The 20,827-nt window shown below is 65.6% G+C and carries 20 protein-coding genes; 14 read left to right on the plus strand and 6 right to left on the minus strand.

Translation table 11 applies throughout. The features are described 5' to 3' along the window. From HZB53_10180 to HZB53_10200, 5 genes are all read right to left on the minus strand, one after another. Positions 1 to 877: MCP four helix bundle domain-containing protein (locus tag HZB53_10180; GenBank protein ID MBI5878010.1), on the minus strand; the 877-nt coding region annotated here is incomplete at its 3' end. Positions 878 to 935: 58 nt separating this feature from the next. Further along, the gene (locus HZB53_10185; GenBank protein MBI5878011.1) at positions 936 to 1,448 is read right to left on the minus strand and encodes a chemotaxis protein CheW; all 513 of its coding nucleotides are present in this window, start codon (positions 1,446 to 1,448) and stop codon (positions 936 to 938) included. A gap of 113 nt (positions 1,449 to 1,561) precedes the next feature. Continuing rightward, positions 1,562 to 4,252 carry a chemotaxis protein CheA gene (locus tag HZB53_10190; protein ID MBI5878012.1) on the minus strand — a complete coding sequence of 897 codons (2,691 nt, stop codon included), beginning with the start codon at positions 4,250 to 4,252 and terminating at the stop codon, positions 1,562 to 1,564. A 13-nt stretch (positions 4,253 to 4,265) separates the two neighbouring features. After that, positions 4,266 to 4,781, minus strand: a complete 516-nt coding sequence (locus HZB53_10195; GenBank protein MBI5878013.1) for a chemotaxis protein CheX — start codon at positions 4,779 to 4,781, stop codon at positions 4,266 to 4,268. A 28-nt stretch (positions 4,782 to 4,809) separates the two neighbouring features. Beyond that, a complete protein-coding gene (locus HZB53_10200) occupies positions 4,810 to 5,244 on the minus strand; it encodes a response regulator (protein ID MBI5878014.1) in 435 nt (144 codons plus the stop codon). 609 nt (positions 5,245 to 5,853) lie between these two features. Here HZB53_10200 and HZB53_10205 point away from each other — a divergent pair. The 11 genes from HZB53_10205 (at position 5,854) to HZB53_10255 (ending at position 17,762) form a co-directional block, all read left to right on the plus strand. Then, positions 5,854 to 7,359 (plus strand): MFS transporter, encoded by a 1,506-nt coding sequence (locus HZB53_10205; GenBank protein ID MBI5878015.1) that lies wholly within the window; start codon positions 5,854 to 5,856, stop codon positions 7,357 to 7,359. Next, complete coding sequence (locus tag HZB53_10210; GenBank protein ID MBI5878016.1) at positions 7,356 to 8,330, plus strand: glycosyltransferase family 9 protein; 975 nt, start codon at positions 7,356 to 7,358, stop codon at positions 8,328 to 8,330. Before HZB53_10205 ends, HZB53_10210 begins: the two co-directional genes overlap by 4 nt. A 160-nt stretch (positions 8,331 to 8,490) precedes the next feature. Next, entirely contained in the window at positions 8,491 to 8,832 is a 342-nt protein-coding gene (locus HZB53_10215; protein ID MBI5878017.1) for a hypothetical protein, read from the plus strand. Positions 8,833 to 8,868: 36 nt separating this feature from the next. After that, complete coding sequence (locus tag HZB53_10220) at positions 8,869 to 9,816, plus strand: aldo/keto reductase (GenBank protein MBI5878018.1); 948 nt, start codon at positions 8,869 to 8,871, stop codon at positions 9,814 to 9,816. 16 nt (positions 9,817 to 9,832) lie between these two features. Then, positions 9,833 to 10,684 (plus strand): hypothetical protein, encoded by an 852-nt coding sequence (locus HZB53_10225; GenBank protein ID MBI5878019.1) that lies wholly within the window; start codon positions 9,833 to 9,835, stop codon positions 10,682 to 10,684. Next, positions 10,681 to 11,493 carry a hypothetical protein gene (locus HZB53_10230; GenBank protein MBI5878020.1) on the plus strand — a complete coding sequence of 271 codons (813 nt, stop codon included), beginning with the start codon at positions 10,681 to 10,683 and terminating at the stop codon, positions 11,491 to 11,493. The genes HZB53_10225 and HZB53_10230 overlap by 4 nt, the downstream gene beginning before the upstream one ends. Then, positions 11,463 to 12,446, plus strand: a complete 984-nt coding sequence (locus tag HZB53_10235) for a DUF4129 domain-containing protein (GenBank protein MBI5878021.1) — start codon at positions 11,463 to 11,465, stop codon at positions 12,444 to 12,446. Before HZB53_10230 ends, HZB53_10235 begins: the two co-directional genes overlap by 31 nt. Positions 12,447 to 12,448: 2 nt before the next feature. After that, a complete protein-coding gene (locus HZB53_10240) occupies positions 12,449 to 13,609 on the plus strand; it encodes a DUF4350 domain-containing protein (GenBank protein MBI5878022.1) in 1,161 nt (386 codons plus the stop codon). A 193-nt stretch (positions 13,610 to 13,802) separates the two neighbouring features. Next, a complete protein-coding gene (locus HZB53_10245) occupies positions 13,803 to 14,927 on the plus strand; it encodes a MoxR family ATPase (protein MBI5878023.1) in 1,125 nt (374 codons plus the stop codon). 176 nt (positions 14,928 to 15,103) lie between these two features. Next, complete coding sequence (locus tag HZB53_10250) at positions 15,104 to 16,360, plus strand: hypothetical protein (GenBank protein ID MBI5878024.1); 1,257 nt, start codon at positions 15,104 to 15,106, stop codon at positions 16,358 to 16,360. Between the two features lie 10 nt (positions 16,361 to 16,370). After that, the gene (locus tag HZB53_10255) at positions 16,371 to 17,762 is read left to right on the plus strand and encodes a DUF58 domain-containing protein (GenBank protein ID MBI5878025.1); all 1,392 of its coding nucleotides are present in this window, start codon (positions 16,371 to 16,373) and stop codon (positions 17,760 to 17,762) included. Between the two features lie 63 nt (positions 17,763 to 17,825). Here the strand turns inward: HZB53_10255 and HZB53_10260 are convergent, their stop codons facing one another. Continuing rightward, entirely contained in the window at positions 17,826 to 18,821 is a 996-nt protein-coding gene (locus tag HZB53_10260; GenBank protein ID MBI5878026.1) for a stage II sporulation protein M, read from the minus strand. Positions 18,822 to 18,865: 44 nt separating this feature from the next. Between HZB53_10260 and HZB53_10265 the strand changes: the two genes are divergently transcribed. The 3 genes from HZB53_10265 to HZB53_10275 all read left to right on the plus strand — a co-directional run bounded on the left by HZB53_10265 (position 18,866) and on the right by HZB53_10275 (position 20,824). Continuing rightward, entirely contained in the window at positions 18,866 to 19,642 is a 777-nt protein-coding gene (locus tag HZB53_10265) for an RDD family protein (protein ID MBI5878027.1), read from the plus strand. Between the two features lie 130 nt (positions 19,643 to 19,772). Beyond that, a complete protein-coding gene (locus HZB53_10270; GenBank protein MBI5878028.1) occupies positions 19,773 to 20,282 on the plus strand; it encodes a hypothetical protein in 510 nt (169 codons plus the stop codon). A 74-nt stretch (positions 20,283 to 20,356) separates the two neighbouring features. Continuing rightward, entirely contained in the window at positions 20,357 to 20,824 is a 468-nt protein-coding gene (locus HZB53_10275; protein MBI5878029.1) for a hypothetical protein, read from the plus strand. The last annotated feature ends 3 nt before the right edge of the window (positions 20,825 to 20,827 follow it).

A 20,827-nucleotide genomic window follows, 5' to 3' on the forward strand; every position in this document is an offset into this window, starting at 1 on the left:
CCAGATCGGCATAGGCGCCCTGAAACTTCGCCTCATCGCCGCGCTCGCTCAGCCGCCCCGCCTTCGCCGCCTCCACCAGCCGCATCGTCTCCGCGACCAGCGCCCGCAGCGTCCCGATCATCGCCTCGAACGACCGCGCCAACTCACCCATCTCATCGTTCGACTTCACCGTCAACTGCTGGTTCACATTCCCCGCTGCCAGCCCCGCCGCCGCCGCCGCCAACTGGTTCGCCGAACCCGCCAGCTTCTGCGATACGACGAACGCGATACCCAGCCCGGCGATGACGCCCACGACGACCGCGCCGATCATGAGCATAATGGCCTGCGTGCTGCTATCCTGAGCGGTTTTGACGGTGGCATCCACGCGCTGCATCTTGCCATCGATGAGGTCCTTCAACGCCGCATCGATCGCCTCGCGCATTTTCGTGCCGCTGGCGCTCAGCAGGATCGTCGTCGCCTCCGCATCCTTGCCGGCGCTCGCCAGCGTCGCGATCTGCTGTTGCTCTGCCACCCACGGGGTGTACGCCGCCTTGAGCGCCGCCAACTGCGCCTTGCCGTCCGTCGTCACCTGCAGCTTGTCCAGTATGCTCATCTGCACGGTGATGCTCTTGACCTGCAGGTTCAAGTCATCCGTCGCCTTTTTGCGGTCCGCCTCACTCGTCACGATGATCGCCTGGCGCACATCGCGCCGGATCGTCAGCGCCGCAGCTTCCACTTCGTAGACTGACTGAATGGCCGGCACCTCGCCCTTGCCAATGCTATCAATCGCGACGTCGGCCTCATTCAGTTTGACGTATCCAATGACGCCCACGATGACCAGGATCAGCAACACCACGCCGAAGCCGGCAAACAGTTGCAACCGTATTCCGAGTTTCATTTCTGCCTCCAATGGCGATGTGCTGTGCAAAGTTAATGGGATAACGGTAGTGCGCCGATCAGGCGGCCGCTTCCGCCCCGGCCGCGCGCAATTCGATGATCTCGCGCGCCGACAGCACCTTGTCGATGTCCAGCAGGAGCTTGACCCGCCCCTGCGACTTGCCGATCCCCAGAATGAAGTCTGTGTTCACCCCCGACCCGAACGTCGGCGCATCCTCGATGTTCCCTGCCGCGATGTCCAGCACCTCCGACACCTTGTCCACCACAATCCCCATCTGTGTCTGCTGCGCCTGCACCACGATGATGCACGTCTCGTCCGTCTGGGCCACCGCCGGCATCCCGAACTTCAGCCGCACGTCCACAATCGGGATAATCTTTCCGCGCAGGTTGATCACCCCACGGATGTACTCCGGCGTGCGCGGCACCGGCGTGATCGTCATCGCCCCGATGATCTCGTGCACCTTCAGGATCTCCAGCCCGTATTCCTCGCCCCCCAGAAAGAACGTGAGAAACTTGCCGCCCCGGTCACCGGCCGCCGCCGGCTCCGTCTCCCGAACTGCCGGCCGTGTCATGAGTGTCATCGGTGCCTCCTGGCCCTATCCCGCTGTAGTGCCGCGCGCCGCGCCGGGTTGATCGCCCCGCGGCGCGCGCAGTTTCCGATTCTGTTGCTCGTGCGCCCGGCGGCTCAGGCCGCCATCCGGACCAGCGATTCCGCGTGCCCGTTCTGGCGCGCCAGCGCCAGCACACCGGCCGGGTCAAGGATCAGGCCGATCCGCCCATCGCCCAGGATCGCGCCGCCCGACACGCCGGGAATCTTGCCGATCCCGTCGCCCAGCGACTTCGCCACGACCTGCTGCTGGCCGAGCAACTCGTCCACCAGCAGAGCACAGCGCTTGTCGCCATCGCCGACGACCACCAGCAGTCCGCGCGTGGGGTCTTCGATCGCGCGGCAGACATTGAACAGCTTGTGCAAGCGGACGATCGCCAGCATCTCGCCGCGCAACATCACCATTTCGCCCCTGCCGCCGACGGTTGACAGGACGTTCTGCTCCGGCCGGAAGCTCATCAGGATGCTGAACGTGGGCAGGATGTAGCGCTCGGTGCCGACCTTGACCAGCATGCCGTCGGTGATCGCCAGCGTCAGCGGCATCTTGAGCGTGAAGGTCGAGCCGCGCCCCGGCTCCGACTGAATCGTGATACGGCCGCGCAGCGCCTCGATCGCTCGCCGCACCACATCCATTCCCACGCCGCGCCCGGAGATGTCGGTGACCTGGTCGGCGGTCGAGAAGCCGGGCTCGAAGACCAGGTTGAACACGTCGCTATCCGACATGTTCTTCTCCGATTCGATCATGCCCCGGGCGATCGCTTTGGCGATGATCTTCTCGCGGTTCAGCCCGCGCCCGTCATCCTGAATCTGCACGACGACGCTGCCGCTGGTATGCGCGGCGCTCAGGCGCACGACGCCGATCGGCGGCTTGCCGGCCTGCGCGCGCCCCTCGGGCGTCTCGATGCCATGGTCCACGGCATTGCGAATCATGTGCACCAGCGGATCGTTGATGACGTCGACCATGTTGCGGTCGATCTCGGTGTCTTCGCCTTCGCCCACGAAGTTGACCTGCTTGCCGCTCTTCTGCGCCAGGTCGCGAATCAGACGCGCCATCTTCTGGAAGGTGGCCTTCATCGGCACCATGCGCATCGACATGCTCAGGTCCTGCAGTTCGCGCACGATCTTGCCTTCCTGCGCCACCTTGCGCGCCAGGCCGTACTGGCGGCCGTGCAGCACATCGGCGTCCTGCGAGACCAGCGAGTGCGCGATCACCAGCTCGCCCACCATGTCGATCAGCTTATCCAGACGGTTAGTGCGGATGCGCACCGACGAATCGTTATCGGCGCCGCCGCTGGTCGCCATCTCGCGCTGGACGCGCAGCGCCTTGCCAACATCGGTCACCTGTGCGACGCCCGCCTTGACCAGTGCCTGGCCAATCGGCTTGTCTGCCTGGTGCGCCGCCACGTCGTCGACATTCGTGCGCGTCGCCATGTGCTGCGCCACCAGGATGTCGCCCACGCGCATGGGGCCGCCGCCGGCCGGCTCGTTCTCGCCGGAGAGGCCCGCCGCCTCGGGATTGGACAGCACCTGCATCAACTGGTCGTGCGTGGCCGGCTTGCGTATGGCGTTGCCGCCGAGCGCATTGTGCAGCGACTGCATCCACGCTTCGAGCAGGTCGATCGAGCGGAGCGCCAGGTTGGCGTAGCCGCCGGTGCAACGAATTTCGTGATCGCGCATGCGCGCCAGCAGCGATTCGGCGCGATGCGCCAGGTCGCCGATGATTTGCAGGCCGAGGAAGAGCGACGTGCCTTTGATCGTATGAAACGCCCGGAATACGGTATTCACCGAGTCCATGTCGTCCGGGTCGACTTCGAGCGCCAGCAGCGCCGCTTCGGCATTCTTGATGTAGTCGGTGCTTTCCGCGATGAAGTCGCCAAACAACGTGGTATCGGCGTCGGCGGGCAATTCGACCAGTTCGCCATCGGGCGCTGCGGGCGGCGCGGCGGGCGACGGGGCAGTCACCGCGGACGCCACGGGGCGCGCAGCCACAGGCGGCGCGGGCTGATCGTCGGCCGGGAGCGGAATCGCCTCGCGCGCGTTTTCTGTGCCGGGTGTCACCGGCCGCGGGTCCGGCGCCGCATCACTTTGCGCGACGGCGTTGTGAATTTCCAGATGGAACGCCGCCGCTTCCACCATCTGCCCGGCGCGAGCCAAACGCTCGGTCGGAGGGCCGGACTCCGCGTCGGCGAACTGCTGCGCCGCCTTGCCCAGCAGATCGGCGACCGGCCGCAGCGTAGCCTCATACCGTTGCGATAGCGCATTCAGCATGTCGCGCGCGCGCCGTCGATCGGACGGATCGTCGCAACTCATCTGCACCATCCAGGCCGCCACATCATCCAGCGAGCCGGGATCCGCGGGCGCAGCCGGAGCTTCCGATTCCGGGGCCGCGGTCGGCTCAGTCAATGTGGCGTCCGGCGACGGCTCCTCAAGCACGTCGCCGGCCAGCGTCGAGCGCAACGCTGCGTTGGCCTCCAGCAGCGACCGCGTGTCGCCGGAGCCGTTGGCCTGCACGAACGCGCCGATGAGTTTGACGGCATCCGCCACCCGGTTCGTCAGCGCGGGCGCCGGCGTCTGGGCCTGCTCGAAGATCGCCCGCATGCCTTCCAGCACGAGGTTGAACAGCTCGTTGGCATCCAGGTCATCGGAGGGCAGCCGGTCGAAGCACTGCTCGAGCTCGGCGCCGATGGCGATGATCGCCTCGCGCTCGCCGGCGCGCAAATGCCGAATGCGATCGCTCAATTGGGACAGCGTGTCTGCGAAGTTGTCCATTACAGTGCCGCCATCACGCGTGAGATCGATACGCGGCGTGCTGCCGCGCAACCGCTACTTTGATCCAGAACTCGCCATACGGCGAATTGAAGTTCAATTTGGCCGAGGGCTGACCTTCGGGAATCAGCATCTCCACGTTGGAGCCGCGCACGACGGTCGGCAGCGACAGGTTGGCGGCGATGCCGATGGCATCGAGACGCCCGCTAACCACGCCGGCCAGCACGTTGGCGATTTCGCCGACCACGTCGCCCATATCGGGGCTGTCGTACGGCACTTCAAAGCCGGTGAAGCTCATGGTGATGGCGGGCGCCGACAGGCGCGGGATGCCGACCATGAGCGACCAGGCCACGTCGCCCACCAGGGAGATAATACCCACCACGCCGTCGCACGAGCCGCCCTTTTCCACGTCGCCTTCAAATTCGGGCGCTGCGCCCCAGATGCCGGCGAACGTTTCGCACGTCGCCGCTTTGACTTCTGTCACGAGTTCGGATGACAGTGTGCCGGGGGCCGGTTTGACCAGTATCGCCATTGCAGTCTCCGTTCGTATGCGTCGTTGATTAGTCGCCCAGCATCTTGCCAAAGAAGCCGCCCGACTTTCCTTTTTTCTCGGGCATGCTGGTGATGATCTTGCTGAGCTTGGCCTGCAGTTCGGCCGCGGTGAACGGCTTGCAGATGTAGGCGCTGGCGCCGGCCCGGTCCAGCGCGTCTTCCATCTTCCCCATCGTGCGCTCGCTGGTGACCATGACAATCGGCACGTGGCGCGCATTGCGGTTGGCGCGCACCTTGCGCACAAAGTCGATACCGCTCATGTTGGGCATGTTCCAGTCCACGAACGCGATGTCGACCGACTCGGGGCTGAACTTGTGCAGCGCGTCGACGCCGTCTTCCGCCTCGATGAACTCGAACTCCGCCAGCTTCGCTTCGCCGAGCATGCGCATGACCATGGTGCGCATCACCCGCGAATCGTCCACCACAAGCGCTTTCAATTTCATACGGGTCGTTCCTCCGGCGGGCTGCCGAATCAAAGCGGCAACATGCATAACAAATATCGGTTAATTCCATCCGAACTTTAGCCCGTGCAACGACAGGCGCGGCAGCCGATTCCGCCGTTTGACACCTCCAGCACTCTACCAGTAATATCGGCGCCGTGCAGTAAAGGCTGCATACAGAGCAGATTCAGAAGCCGTATAACTCGCGTTAAGCGATGCGCTCGCGAATGGGATGCCAGTCTTGCGATCCGCATTACGCCGGCGGAATTTATGCGCGGGGCTTGCGGTACGGGCGTTCAATTGAACGCCCCACTACAATCGGCTGACCACTGCTCAGAAACTTCGCGGCGTTCAAGCCTTTAGCGCCACAGGTTGTCACCCGGGCTTTCACCGGGGCCCAGGGTCAACACCTCTGGATGCCGGCTCCCATGGAAATAGGCAACTCCAGGCGTAGGGCCAGGTCTTTGACCTGGCCAACTGGACGGGTCAAAGACCCGTCCCTACAACGACACGCCCATTTCCATGCGCGAGTGTGCGTCCCTGGCCGTGTGTTATAATGGCCCCCATAGTTTGCCTGGCTAACGGCCCAGGCAGCCTTGAAAGGGCGCGTTCATGAATCGCAACCAAGCCATCGTGACCTCCGGTGTCATGCTGGGGCTGTTTCTGGCATCGATCGAGGGCACGATCGTCAACACGGCCATGCCGACCATCATCGGGCAACTGGGCGGGCTGGCCATCTATGCCTGGGTCTCGTCGGCCTACAGCCTGACCTCGACCAGCACCACGCCGGTTTTCGGCAAGCTGGCCGATATGTACGGCATCCGTCCGGTCTACATCGCCGCGGTGGTGCTGTTTCTGGGCGGCTCGATGCTCAGCGGTACGGCGCACTCGATGGAGCAACTGGTGCTCTACCGCGCCATCCAGGGCCTGGGCGCGGGCGGCTTACTGCCGCTGGCATTCACGATCGTCGGCAGCATCTTCTCGATGGAGCAGCGCGCCAAGACACAGGGACTGTTCAGCGGCGTGTGGGGTGTGTCGAGCGTGGTCGGGCCGGTCATCGGCGGCTTCATCGTCGGGCTGGGCGGCGAAACCTGGCGGTGGATTTTCTACCTCAATATCCCGTTCGGACTGGCCGCCGCCGCCCTGATCTGGTTCAACCTCAAAGAAGAGCGCCGGCAGCATGTGAAGCACAGCATCGACTATTCCGGCATCGCGCTGCTGGTCGGCGGTGTCGTCTCGCTGCTGTTGATGCTGTTCGAGGGACCGAATAGCGGCTGGGGTTCTCCGCTCGTGATCGGGCTGGGCGTCGCGTCAATGGTACTGCTTGGGCTGTTCGTCTGGAACGAACTGCGTGTGCCGGAACCGATCATCGCGCCGTCGCTGTTCAGCGGACGCCTGTTCACGGTTGGCTCGCTGCACGGCTTCCTCTCCGGCATGGCGATGTTCGGCTCGCTGCTTTTCCTGCCGCTGTTCGCGCAGGGCGTAATCGGCCTCGATCCGACCGCCGCCGGCGCGGCGCTGACTCCGGCCATGCTGGGCTGGACGCTCTCCTCCATCGTCGGCGGCCGGCTGATGTTACGCTACGGTTACCGCAAGGTCGCCATCGGCTCGATGATCATCATGTCGGCGGGCGCCTTCGTACTGAGCCGCATCGGCGTCGATACGACCCAGTGGCAGTTGATGACTGGCGCCGGGCTGCTCGGCACCGGCATGGGCGCGGGCGTCACGGCGTACATCATCATGATTCAGGGCAGCGTCTCGCGCCAGCAGATGGGCAGCGCCACCTCCACCCTGCAGTTCACGCGCAGCATCGGCGGCACGATCGGCGTCAGCCTGTTCGGCACCGTGATGAGTACCCGGCTGGCCGACGGGCTGCGCGCGGCCGGACTCGACGCGGCGATCGACCCGCGCGATCTGCTCCAGCGCGGCGCCAACATCCCGCCGCAGGTCTTGCACGCGTTGCAGGGCGCGCTGGCCGACGGTATCTCGGCAGTATTCGCGCTTGCCTTCGGCGTCACGGTGCTGTGTCTGGCGGTCGTCTGGCTGCTGTCGCCGCAGCCGGCAGCAACACCGGCAGCCGAGCCTGCGCCGGGCACACCCATCGGGCTGAGCGAATGAGCGGAGATACGGGCGCGCACGCGGACGCCCGGCCAGGGCCAACACTGCTCATCATGCGGGCCGGCGCGATTGGGGACTTCATCCTCACGCTGCCGGCCCTTTCCGCGTTGCGACGCAGGTTTGCTGCACATCGGATCGTGCTGGCGGCGCGCGCCGACATGCTGCCGTTCGCGCACGGCACGCTGGCCGACGAGGCCATCGCGTTCGACAGTCCCCGGCTGACCCCGCTATTCACCCCCGGCGGCGATCTCGCCCCTCTCGCAGATTGGCTCGGCGAGCTCGACCTGGTGGTGGCGTGGCTGCCGGAGTCGTCAGCGCAGATGGTGTCCGCCGCGGCGCGCGCGCTCGGCGCAGCCCGCTGGCTGAACGCCGCGCCCAAGCCGACCTACGGCCACGCGGCCGATTACTTTGTCGAGTCGCTGGCGCCGATCGGAATTGTGCAGCCCGACCGCACACCACATTTGGAACTGACCGCGGGTATGATCGCGCGCGGCACGGACGCATGGCAGGCAAGCGGTTTCGACGGTCAGCGCGTGGTGGCAATCCATGTCGGCAGCGGCGGGGCGGCCAAGTGCTGGCCACTCGAACGCTACGTACAACTGGCAGCCGATGCGGCGGCGGGCGGCCTGCGGGTGCTAATACTCTCGGGGCCCGCCGAGGAGTCGCTGGCGATCCCGGCGCTGCCCGGCGTCGAAAGGCTGCACTTCCCGGACCTGCCGCTGCTGGCGGCGCTGCTGGCGCGCTGCGCCGCATACGTCGGCAACGACAGCGGCATCACCCACCTCGCCGCCGCGGTCGGCGCGCCGACGCTGGCGCTCTTCGGACCGACCGATCCAGCGATCTGGTCCCCACGCGGCCCGCGCGTCACCGTCCTGCGCAGCCCGACCGGCCGCATGGACGATCTGCCGTACACGGAAGTGCGCGATGCGTTGCGGACGACCGTACACCTCATGGGTCTTGTAGACCTGTGAGATGTCGCTCCAGGGCCTTTTCAAAGTTGGATTTGCCCTCTCCCTAACCCTCTCCCGCGACGCAAGAGCGGCGTCGCAGGCGAGGGAATGGACTCCTTCCCCTGTTCGCTGCCGTTGCGAACGGGGGAAGGTAGGGATGGGGGCAGCGCGGGCTTGGACTTTGGAAACGCCCTGGGTGTCGCCCTTCCGCAGTTGTGATATACTGACGAGCGTGACGCGCTCGCAGACGCCCGCATTTGTTCACTGGATGTATGCCATCGGGTTGGTGATCATCGTGGCGTTCATCCTCGTCGCCTGGGGCTACACCGCCTACTCGATGTCCGCCCCGATCCTTCCCGAAAACGCTGAACACCAGTCGAGCGTACCGTACACCGAGTGCGTGCGCTGCCACCAGAGCGACCCGCGCGCGCCGCGCATGACACACGTCGAGTTTCCTTCGTGCGGGTACTGTCACCGGCTGCCGGTGCGCTTCCCGGCGCTGACGCCCGCGCCGACACGCTGACCCGTTCCATATACCACTCGCCCGGAGGTTCGTACCATGGAATACACCCGACTCGGCCGCACCGGTCTCAAGGTGTCGCGCCTCTGCCTCGGCTGCATGACGTTCGGCCGCGAGATCGACGAGCCGGCCTCCATCCCGATCATCCAGCGCGCGCTCGACGAGGGCGTGAACTTCTTCGACACGGCCAATGTCTACGGCAACGGCGCGTCCGAGGAGATCACCGGTCGCGCCCTCAAAGGCGTGCGCCAGTCGATCGTGCTGGCCAGCAAGGTGTACGGCCAGATCGGCAAAGGCGTCAACGACCGCGGCCTGTCGCGCTACCACATCATGCAGGCGGTCGAGGACTCGCTGCGCCGGCTGCAGACCGACCACATCGACCTGTACCAGGTGCATCGCTGGGACGTGGAAACGCCGATCGAGGAGACGCTGCGCGCGCTCGACGACCTGGTAAAACAGGGCAAGGTGCGCTACCTCGGCTGCTCCAACTTCGCCGGCTGGCAGTTGATGAAGGCGCACTGGAGCAGCGACCGGCTCGGCCTGGCGCGTTTCGACTGCGTGCAGCCGGCCTACTCGCTGATCCGCCGCGAGATCGAACACGAGCTGCTACCCGCTTGCGAAGACCAGGGCGTTGGTGTGATCCCCTACTCGCCGCTGGCCGGCGGCTTCCTGAGCGGCAAGTACGCGCGCGGCGCGGAGATTCCGAAGGGCACGCGCTTCGACGTGGCGAAGTTCTACCAGGATGTCTATATGAAGGACAAGTCGTGGCGTATCCTGGACGGGCTGAGCGCGCACGCCGAGAAACGCGGCACGCCGAAAGAGCAACTGGCGATCGCCTGGGTCGCGTCGCACCCGGCGGTGACCGCGCCAATCATCGGCGCGCGCACCATCGAACAACTCGAGCAGGGGCTGTCAGCCGTCGCGCTCGGTCGCCAATTGAGCGCCGAGGAGCGCGAGGCGCTCACGAAGATGGCGCACGAGGCGTAGCACGCCGGAGGCTGTGTTGGATCCGCTGCTATTGCGCCCCCTGACCGTGGGTGATGTGCTCGACCTATCGGTGCTCGTATTTCGTCGCAACGTCAGCACGATGTTCAGCATCGGCGCGCTGGTGACGATCCCGATGTTCCTGATTCCGCTCTGCGCCGTCTTTAGCGTCGGCGGCATCGCCGCGTTGAGCACCAGCGCCAGCACCAGCATGCGCGGCGCGCTGGCCGCCGCATCCGGCGTCGGCGCCGTGTTCGCCGTCGTGGTTTTTGCCATGCTGGTCACCTGGATACAGGCCGGCGCGGCCGCATTCGCCACAGCGCGCGCGCTGGCCGGCGAGAAGCCGCGCACCGGCGCCGCCTACCGGGCCGCGCTGGCGCACGGGCTGCACATCCTGATCGCCGCCATGCTGCTGCTCGTGGCCGACGCGGCCGTGGGCGCGGTCGGCATCGTGCCGTGTATCGGTTTTCTGATCAGCCTGCCGCTCGCCTCAATCGTGCATGCGTTGTTCGGCTTTGTCTGGCCGGTGATCGTGCTGGAGAACCTCGACGGCGTGGAGGCGCTGCAGCGTAGCTACCATCTGGCGCGCGGCGCGCTGCCGCGCGTCTGGCTGACCATGCTCGGCGCAGGCATCCTGTCGGCGGCGGCGTGGTTGGGGCCGTTCGCACTGGCCCTGAGCCTGCTGGGCTTGTTCCCGCCGCTGATCGGCGGCATCCTGCTGATCATCATTGGCGCGATGGCGTCCTGCCTGAGCGCGCCATTCGCGCACACGGTCACGACGGTCATGTACTACGATCTGCGCATGCGCCAGGAAGGCTACGACCTTTACCTGCGCGCCGGGCAGATCCGGCCCGAGGCGGCCAACCCATGAACCCTCCGCTGCACCTGCGCCCGATGGCGGCCGGCGACATCATCGACACGGCGATCAACCTCTACCGCCGGCGCTTCGTGACGCTGTTCGGCATCGTCGCGATCGTGAACGTGCCGCTGCTCGTCATGTCCACGCTGCTGTCGGCGCTCGCGCCGTTGTCTGCGAACCAGTCGGTCAATGTGCAGTTGCCCCTGCTGATGGCGACCAGCGTTCTCTCGCTTATCATCGGCCTGCTCTCAGCCATCGCCAACATCCTCCAGACCAGCGCGCTGACCTTTGCGATGTCGGAACTGTTCAACGGCCGCGTCGTAACCGTGCGGCAGGCGTACGCGCAGATCGTCCGTCACGGCGCCAGCCTGCTGGTCGGCTCGATCGTGTATGCCGTGGCGGCCGGCGTCGTCGCCGGCTGCTCCGTCTTCCTGTGCTTTGTGCCCGCCATTGCGATACTCCCGCGCTGGATGTTCGTATACCAAGGCATCATGCTGGAGGAACTGGACGGCGTCGAGGCGCTGCGCCGCAGTTGGCGGCTCGTGGACGGGCAGTTCTGGCGCACGTTCGGCATTGCGCTGGCGCTTGGCCTGCTGTCTTACCTGATCACGGTCGGCCCGAGCTACCTCGCCGTCGCGCTGGCGCTGGCCGCGTCGGGCGCGGAATGGCTGACGCTGCTCGCCGGCGTGGCGAGCGGGATTGTCGCGATGTTCTTCGCACCGGTCATGATCGGCTCGACCACGATTCTCTATTACGATCTGCGCATGCGCAAAGAGGGGTACGACCTGTTGTGGATGGCGAACGAGATCGCGCCCGCCTGACGCGCGCCCGTCGCATGCTGGCGCTGGCGGCCGCGCTGCTCGGCCTCTGGCTGGCCGCCGCCGCGCCCGCGCGCGCCGACGAACTGCTGACGCTGGAGGCGTACCGCCGCATAGTTGCCGACGCCGCCGCGCTGATGGATCGCGCCTTCGCCGAGAACCGCGCGGAACCGCAGCAGGCGCTGCTGACCGAAGCGGCCGCGAAGCTGGCCGGCGCACGCATCGTGCAGATGGACGACGGCACGCGGGTTGCGGTGGACAACACGGCGCTGACCGACGAAGTGCGCGACGCGCGCAACGCCGGCCGCGTGCGCGATGCGCGCACCCGCGTGCAGGCGCTGCGCGATGCCGTGAACGCGCTGCCCGGCCCGGCCGTGTCGGCCGACGACGCCGCCAGACTCAAGGATATTTACAGCCGACCGCCGTTCAAGACCGACGCGCCGCCCGACAACCCGTTCGTGCAGCAGATCCTCGAGCTACTCTTCCGCCTGCTCGACGCCATCGCGCGCGGCATCTTCGAGGCGCGCGAGATCGCCGTGGTGGTCGGCGTGCTGATTGTGCTGGCGGTCGCCGCCTACTTCCTGATCAGCCTGCGGCGGCAGAGCGCGGGCGACGCGCAGTTGCCGCCCGACCCGTCCGATCCCGAGGCCGGACTGACCGCCGGACAGGCGCTCTCCAACGCCCAGCGGCTCGCCGCAGCCGGCGACTACCGCACCGCCGTGCGGCAACTCTACCTCTCGACGCTGCTCTGGCTGGACGAGCACGGCCGGTTGAAGTACGACCGCGCGCTGACGAACCGCGAGTACCTGCGGGTGCTGTCGGGCGCGCCGGCCCTGCGCGACGCGCTCGCGCCCGTGGTCGAGACGTTCGACCGCATCTGGTACGGCTTCGCGCCGATCAGCGCAGCGGAGTTCGAGCGCTACCGGCAGGACGTGGACGCGCTGCGGAGACCATGAGCATGCGCCTCTCCCGCGATCTGCTGGTCGTTGGCGCGCTCTTCGCGCTGCTGATCGGCTTCACGCTGTTCAGCGCCATGCGCCGCGCCGAGCTGGAATCGCAGCAGTCGACGTTCATCCCGTACTCGACGCACTCGGCCCAGCCCAGCGGCACGCTCGCGCTGCAGTCGTGGCTCGACGCCATCGGCTACCGGACGGCGCGCATCGAAAACGAGACGTTCAAAGTGCCGGACGAAGCGCGGGTGTTGTTCATCTTCCCGGCGCGCGTCGCGTACGAGGAGTACGAGGCGCAGGCGGTCCTGCGCTGGGTGGAGCGCGGCAACACGCTGATCGTGACGACGCCGGCACGGCTGGCCGGCAGCGACCGGCTGCTGCGCGCCCTGCGCATCACGACGCAGCCGCTGGCCACGGCCGAGCGCGTGCCGCTGGCGCAGCCGCTGGCCGGCGCGCTGGACGATGGCGGCTTGCTGCTGAAGACATCGTGGGGAGTGCAGCCCGACCGCGCCGACTACGTGACCTACGCCAGCGCGGGCAACGTGCCGGTGATCGTCGGATGGGCGCAGGGGCGCGGGCGCGTCTATGTGGCGTCGTCGGCGTTCCCGTTCAGCAACGACGGCCTGCGCACGGCCGCGAACGCCGCACTGGCGCGCGCGCTGCTGCCCGCGGCCGGCGCACGGCCGCTGATCGCCTTCGACGAATATCACCTTGGGTTCAGCAGCGGGCAGAGCAGCCTGCAAAACCTGATATACAATACCCCATGGGGCTGGGCGTTGCTGTTCAGCGCCGTGGTCATCTTCGCGTATCTGATCATTAACGGCCAGCACTTCGGCCGGGTCGAGCCGCTGCCGATCGAGCTTGCGCGGCGCAGCCCCGCCGAGTACGCGACGTCGATGGCGGCGCTGTTCCGGCGGGCCGGCAAGCGGCAGATGGTGATGAACCATTACCGCCAGCAGTTGAAGCGCAGCCTCGGGCGGCCGTACCGCATCAATGCCTCGCTGCCCGACGCGGAGTTCGTCGCCGAGCTGGCGCGCTACCGTGACGTCGACCGCGGCGCGCTGCTCAGGACGCTGCACGGGCTGGCGCAGCCGAACACATCCGAGCGAGTGCTCGTGCGGCTGGCGGACGAGGCGGTCAAACTGCGCAACAAGTCGGATGGTGCGTAGAGCGCCATCCTGCCGGGCGACGAGCATGGTGAACCGCCCTTTCGGCGCGCCCTGGGAAATCCAGGTCGCCGCGACGACGTGCGTGCGGACAGAAACTGGTGCGACACCTGTCCAGCCTGTCATTCCGGCATGTTTTTAGCCGGAATCCAGCGGACGTATCCTTGTCCGGCCAGTCGGACTCGCGCGGGAGTGGATGCCGGCTTACTTGCATCCTGTGCCGCGCCACGCAGTGGCGCCGTGGACAAGCCGGCCCCTCGCATGCGTTGAAGTTCCTGGGCAGCCGGTCCCTGAGCCTGTCGAAGGGGTCGAAGGGCGCGTCACCCGCATAAGCGTTTCAATCCATCCAGAAGGAGCAAGGGTGTCCCAATCGAACACAGTCAAATCCGTCTTTGAGGCACTGCGCGCCGAGGCGGGCAAGGTGCTCGTCGGGCAGGACGTGGTCTTCGAGCAAATCACTATCGCCCTGCTGGCGCGCGGCCACGTCCTGTTGGAAGGCGTGCCGGGCGTCGCCAAGACGCTTGCGGCCAAGACGATGGCGCAACTGATCCGCGCCGACTTCCGGCGCGTGCAGTTCACGCCCGACCTGATGCCGTCCGACATCGTCGGCACGCAGGTGTACGACGTGAACAGCGGCAAGTTTTACCTGAAGAAGGGGCCGATCTTCACGAACATCCTGCTGGCTGACGAGATTAACCGCGCGCCGGCCAAGACGCAGTCGGCCCTGCTCGAGGCGATGGAGGAGCGACAGGTTACCATCGAGGGCGAGCGCTACGAGCTGCCCGAACCGTTCATGGTGCTCGCCACGCAGAACCCGGTCGAGTATGAGGGCACCTATCCGCTGCCCGAAGCGCAACTGGATCGCTTCCTGTTCAAGATTCTCGTCACCTACCTGCCGCCGGAGGCGGAGGCCGAGGTGTTGCGCCGCTATCATCACGGCTTCGACGCGCACCACCTGTCGCTGGCCGGGCTGACGGCGATCATCGGGCCGGCCGAGTTGTTGGCACTGCGCGCGCAGATCCAGGCGGTCACCGTCGAAGATGGCATCATGCGCTACATCACCAGCATCTCCGACGCGACGCGCAAGGCGGGCGATCTGGCGCTCGGCGGCAGCCCGCGTGCGTCGATCGCCATGCTGCTGGCGGCGAAGGCGTGGGCCGCGCTGCAAGGGCGCGACTACGTTGTGCCGGACGACGTGAAGGCGCTGGTGCTGCCGATCTTCCGGCACCGCATCATCCTGAAGCCGGAAGCGGAGATCGAGGGGCTGAACGCCGACGGCGTAATGCGCCGTATCACCGGCAAAATCGAGGTGCCGCGCTAGCGCGGATCTCAGAATCCACGGGCACGTCGCGCGTTACTGGACTTTATGAAGAACAAACCTAACACCAAGACACAAAGGCACAATGTAAAGCGGGGGTGTCCATTGTGTCTTGGTGGCTTTGTGTTGAGATCCTGTGGCCGACCGGATAGTGAATTTATGGGAGCGGGGAGGGAGCCATGTCCAACATCAAGACGTTAACATGCCCATCGTGCGGGGCGAAGCTGGAAATTTCGGGCAACGACGCCCAGGTCACATGCAGTTACTGCGGCAACGCCGTGATCGTGCCGGAGGAACTGCGCAACAAGCCGGACAAGCCGGTTGAGATCGTCCGGCCGCAGGTCGTGATCGTGCAAACGCCGGTGGTCACGCAAGCGCCCGTCGTGACGATCACGCGCTCGGGCGGATCGGGTTGCGTAGGGTGCCTGCTCCCGTTGATCATGCTGGTCATCATCGGCGGTGTGCTGGTCGCCAGCGGCCAGCTCAAATCGTCGTTACTTGACGAGTATCTGCCCCCCGCGCTGCGCACGGCGATCCCGCAGATGCCCGGCGTGATCCAGAGCGCGGCCAGCGGCGGCTTCGCGCGGCGCGTCTCGTCGTTCGGCGCGGAGGGCACCGCGCCCGGCTTCTTCCACGATGCGCGGCACATTGCCGTTGACGGCGCGGGCAACATCTACGTTTCGGACTACAACACGCTGCGCATACAGCGCTTCGACAAGGATGGCAAGTTCCTCAATTTCTGGACCATTGAAGAGAAAGGCACGTTCAAGTTTGGCCCGACCAGGCTGGCCGCCGACCTGGACGGCAACGTGTACGCCATCTGGAGCCAGATGCTGCTGAAGTACGAGGGCTCCACCGGCAAGCTGCTGAAGAAGTTCACCGGCGACTCGATCAGCAAGAGCGCGGCGATCCCCGAAGAGATCGCTGACGTCGCCGTGCTGGCCAACGGACAGGTGCTGACGCTCAACGGGCTCGGCTTCGGCGACGACCTGGTGCGCTACGACAAGGACGGCAAGGTGCTCAGCCGCACGTCGAAGATCGTCAGCACGCCGAAGGGCGACTCGGTCTTCCTGTCGAGCCTGCACATGGCCGCCGACGGGCTGGGTAACCTGTTCATCGTGGACACGTTCCCGTCGCAGCCGGCCATCTACAAGTTCGGCCCGGATGGCAAGTACCTCAACCGCTTTGGCGGCAAAGGCGACAAGCCGGGGCAGTTCACCTCGCTGGGCGACTCGCTGACCGTAGACGCCAAAAGCCGCGTGTACGTGCGCGACATCAGCAAAATCCTGGTCTTTGACAGCGATGGGCGCTACATCGACAGCATTCCGAACTCGCTCTACAACTTCGCGCTGCAGGACATGACATCCTACAACAACGAGTTGTACGTCGTGGGGCAGAACACGGTCACGAAGTTGGCCGTCTCCGACGGCAAGTAGGCGTTCGCCTATGCTGTTCACGCGCCGCGCGCTGTTCCTGCTCCTGCTCGATGCCGTCCTGCTGGCTGGCGCGACGTTCGAGCCGCTGCTGCTCGACCTGGCCGTGGCGTACCTGCTCGTCGTGCTGGCGATGGTGCTGGCCGACCGGTGGCTGACGCCGGCGCCGCGCGATTTCGCGCTGGAGCGCATCCACGACCAGCGACTCTCGCTCGGCGCGAGCAACCTGGTCGTCGTACGCGTCACACACCACGGGCGGCGGGCGGTGCGCGTCCTGCTGCGCGACGAGCCGCCCGTGCAGTTCCGCAGCGACGCGGTGTACCTCGGCGAGGAGCGCGCGCGGAAGCGGCTGGCCATCTCGCGGCGCGGTGTCCGCCTCGCACTGAGCCGGGAGATCGACGTCGTGCCGGCCCGGCTGGACCCGCGCGCGACGCGCGAGTTCCGCTACCACGTACGGCCGCCGCGCCGGGGCGACTACCGCTTCGGCGACCTGAATATACGCTGGCACGGCGTGCTCGGGCTGATCGTGCGGCAGGCGCGCTTTCCGGCGGCGGCCGGCGTGAAGGTCTACCCCAACCTGCTCGACATCCGCAAGTACGAGATCCTGGTGCGGCGCGGGCAGTTGCAGGAGATGGGACTGCGGCACACGCGCCTGCTGGGCAGCGGCACCGAATTCGAGCGGCTGCGCGACTACCAACTCGACGACGAGTTCCGCCGCATCGACTGGAAGGCGATGGCGCGGCGCGGCAAGCCGATCACGCGCGAGTTCGAAACGGAGCGCAGCCAGAACATCATCGCCATGGTCGACGCCGGGCGACTGATGCGCTCGCCGGTCGGCGATCTCGCCAAAGTCGACTACGTGGTCAACGCGGTGCTGATGCTGTCGTACGTGGCGGGGCTGCGCGGCGACAAGGTCGGCATGCTGGCGTTCGCCGACGAGGTGACGCGCTACCTGGCGCCGCGTTCCGGTAAGGGGCAGTTCTACCGCATGCTGTCGCTGCTCTACGCACTGGAGTCGCAGGCGGTCGAGTCAGACTATGCGCGGGCGTTCGCTTATCTGGGCGCGAAGCACAAGAAGCGCTCGCTGATCGTCATTTTCAGCGATCTCGCCAGCGGCCTGGCGGCCCGCACGCTCGTGTCGAACGTCGTGCCGCTCTACCCGCGTCATCTGCCGTTGCTGGTCGCCATCAGCGACCCGGCGGTCGTCGATCTGGCGCGCGCAACGCCGACGGACTCGGCGCGCATGTACGAGCGCGCGGTGGCAGAGCAGTTACTGGACGAGCGCGCGCTGACGATGGAGTCGCTGCGGCGCGGCGGCGTGATGACGCTCGACGTGCCTGCCAACAAGCTCACGGTCGCCGTGGTGAACAAGTACCTGGAACTGAAAGCGCGCGGCGGGATTTAAGACGACGCAGTTGCAGTTCTCAAAAGGAAGATCCAACACAAAGACACCAAGGCACAAAGAATCTTATGAGATTCCCTTTGTGCCTTCGTGTCTTTGTGTTGAGAAGTTGGTATGTCCTCGGCCGGCGCTGAAGAGGTACGCGTACAGCACGATGCCGCTGCCGATGCCGACAGCGACCTTGAACTCGGCGGGCGCGTCGGTCGGCGAGAGCAGCCCCTCGATCAGCCCGGCCACGATCAACAGCGGCACGCTGCCGAGCATCAGCCGCACCGAGCGCTGCGCCGCCACCGCCAGCGCATTGCGCCGCGACACGAGGCCGGGCCGCAGCACGGCGTAGCCGAGCATCAGGCCGCTCGCGCCGGCCATGGTCAGTTCGCTCAGTTCGAGCACGCCGTGGCCGATGACGAACTCCCACAGCGGCGCGGCATGGCCGTATACCTGCATCAGCGCCAGCACGCCCCCCAGCATCAGGCCGTTGAAGATCAAAACATACACCGTGAACAACCCGAGCAGCATGCCGCCGGCGAACGCCATGAACGACACGCGGATGTTGTTCGTCATGAGCAGTGACGCCATCGTCCCGCCCGCCGTGTCGTTCTCCTTGAACCAGAGGTGCCCCGACTTGATATAGCCGACCAGCGTCGGCGAAAGCGCGTACGACGCGGCATCCGGATAGACGAGCACGACGAAGTAGTACACGATGCCCGTGCCGAAGAAGAGCACGGCCGCCGCCAGCATGAACGGCGCCAATTCGCGGTATAATCGTGGAAAGCCGCGCCGGTAGAACTCCCAAAGCTGGCGCCAGATGACCGGCCCACCGCTATAGACGACCGGGTGCGCGCGCCCGACCAGTTGGTTCAGGTATACGGCCAGGTCGTGGCGCGGGAAGTCGCGCTGGGCGATCGCCAGGTCGGACGTGGCGGCACGGTACAGTTGGCCGAGTTCGACCAGCTCGGCCTCGCTCAGCGACGCGATCCGGCCGCGGCCGGCGCTTTTCAGCAGGTGCGCCAGCCGCTCCCAGGCCGGGCGGCGCGCGGCGATCAATTCATCAGGACTCATGGACTCGTAGACCGGCGGCTCGCGCCGCCCCGTCGAGGTGCGTCATGTCGAACTCCTATGTCATCGAAACGCCGGAAAACATCGCATTCGGGTACGACGTGGCCGGCATCGGCTCGCGCTTCCTCGCCACCCTCATCGATTCGCTCATCCAGGGCACGCTGTACGTCATCGCGATCGTCGCGGTCTCGCTGGCCGATTACCTCGGCTACACGCATTCCATCCCGCGCGACCTGCAGCCGTGGCTGGCCGCCGGGCTTATCGCAGCGATATTCTTCATCCAGTTCGGCTACTTCCTGCTGTTCGAAATCGTCATGCACGGCCAGACGCCGGGCAAGCGGCTGTTCAACCTGCAGGTCGTTAAAGAGAACGGCTACCCGCTCTCCGTGATCGACAGCATCCTCCGCAACCTGGTGCGGATCATCGACTTCTTTCCGGTGGGCTACGGCGTCGGGCTGGTCGCCATGTTCCTGAACGAGCGCGCCCGGCGGCTGGGCGACTATGCGGCGGGCACGATCGTCGTGAAGCTGCGTGACGACGTGAAACTGGCTGATCTCGCCACAGTGCCAGTCTCCACTGCGCCGGCGGTGGAACTGCCTGGGCTGGAAAACCTGCGGCCGGCCGACATCGAGACGGTTATCTCGTACCTGCGGCGGCGTAGCGAGATTCGCGACGCCACGAAGCTGGGCGGTGTGATCGCGCGCGCCGTGCGCGCCCGCATGAACGCGCCGCAGACCGAAGAATACGCGCTGAACACGTCCAGCGACAACTTCCTGCTGCAGGTCGTGAGCGCCTACCGCCGCGCCCACACCAAGCCCGGCTAGATTCTAACATCCCGGCGGTATGCGCCGCAAATGAGGAGCAGACCGATCCACGAAGAAACACGAAAGAGCACGAAGTGGGTTAGTTATCTTGCTTGGTGTTCCTTCGTGTCCCTTCGTGGATAACATTGAGATGGACGACTATCCGATTCAGGGCAAACTGCGCATGCGCGCCGACAACTACGAGCGCGACCGCGCGTATATCGAGCCGCGCGTCGGCAAGCTATCGGCCGGGGAACTCAAAGGCATGCCGGGCTTCGAGTTCCTGAAGTTCTACTACGTCGACTTTGCCGCGACGCCGGCGCAGTGGGCCGAGATCCAGCTTGAGATGGACCGGCGCAACATCCTCGTGACGCTGTACGAAGCGCCGGTATTCTACATGGAGTCGCTGGAGGAAGAGGGGCAAGCCGAGGAAGGCGTCCATGAACGCCCGCAGACGCCGCGACTGACACAGGTGGCGACTGGCGTAGCCATCCTGATCGTTTTGGCCGGGCTGGTGCTCGCCGTCTATACGGGGCTAGATATGGGCGCGTGTATTGTGCTTGGCGTGCTGGCGGCGCTCGTCGGCGCGGCCGGACAGATCTATGCGGTTGTGCGGGCAAGACGAGGAAAGCAGAAACCCCAGCAACCAGACTTATACTAGAATACCTTCGTCCGCAGGAAAGTAGTCGTCGGCCAATTCAATGCACTCACAGATCGCACGCCAGGAGGCACCACATGGCAGACTATCCAATTCGCGGTGAATTGCGCTTCCGTGCCGAGACATTGCAAGCAGACACTGCTTTCGTCCACAATCACGTCGGCGAACTATCGAAACCGGAGCAGCGCGAAGTGACAGGAACCCAATATGTATGGGCACAATTCGGAGCCAGCGTCGAACAGTGGAAAGCGCTTGAGGCAGAACTGAGCAAACGCCACATCATGGCGTATTTGAATGAAGAATTGACGACAATCGCACGCGCTCAAAAGGCCGAAGAAAGCTACGATCGATTTCTTGCCCAAAGGAGGCGACGGAGAGTGTTGATCGCTAGTGGCAGCATACTCATGTTTGGCGGGCTGCTACTCTTCTGGGTTGCTCGAATAGATCAAATGGTAGCCTGCTCGGCATTCGCCGTAGGAGTGATTGTTCTTGCGCTGGGGCGCGTGTCCGTCAAATCGCTGGAAGAACAATACTACGACGGGTAGGTG

Source organism: Chloroflexota bacterium (genome assembly GCA_016235055.1).
Taxonomy (GTDB): domain Bacteria; phylum Chloroflexota; class Anaerolineae; order JACRMK01; family JACRMK01; genus JACRMK01.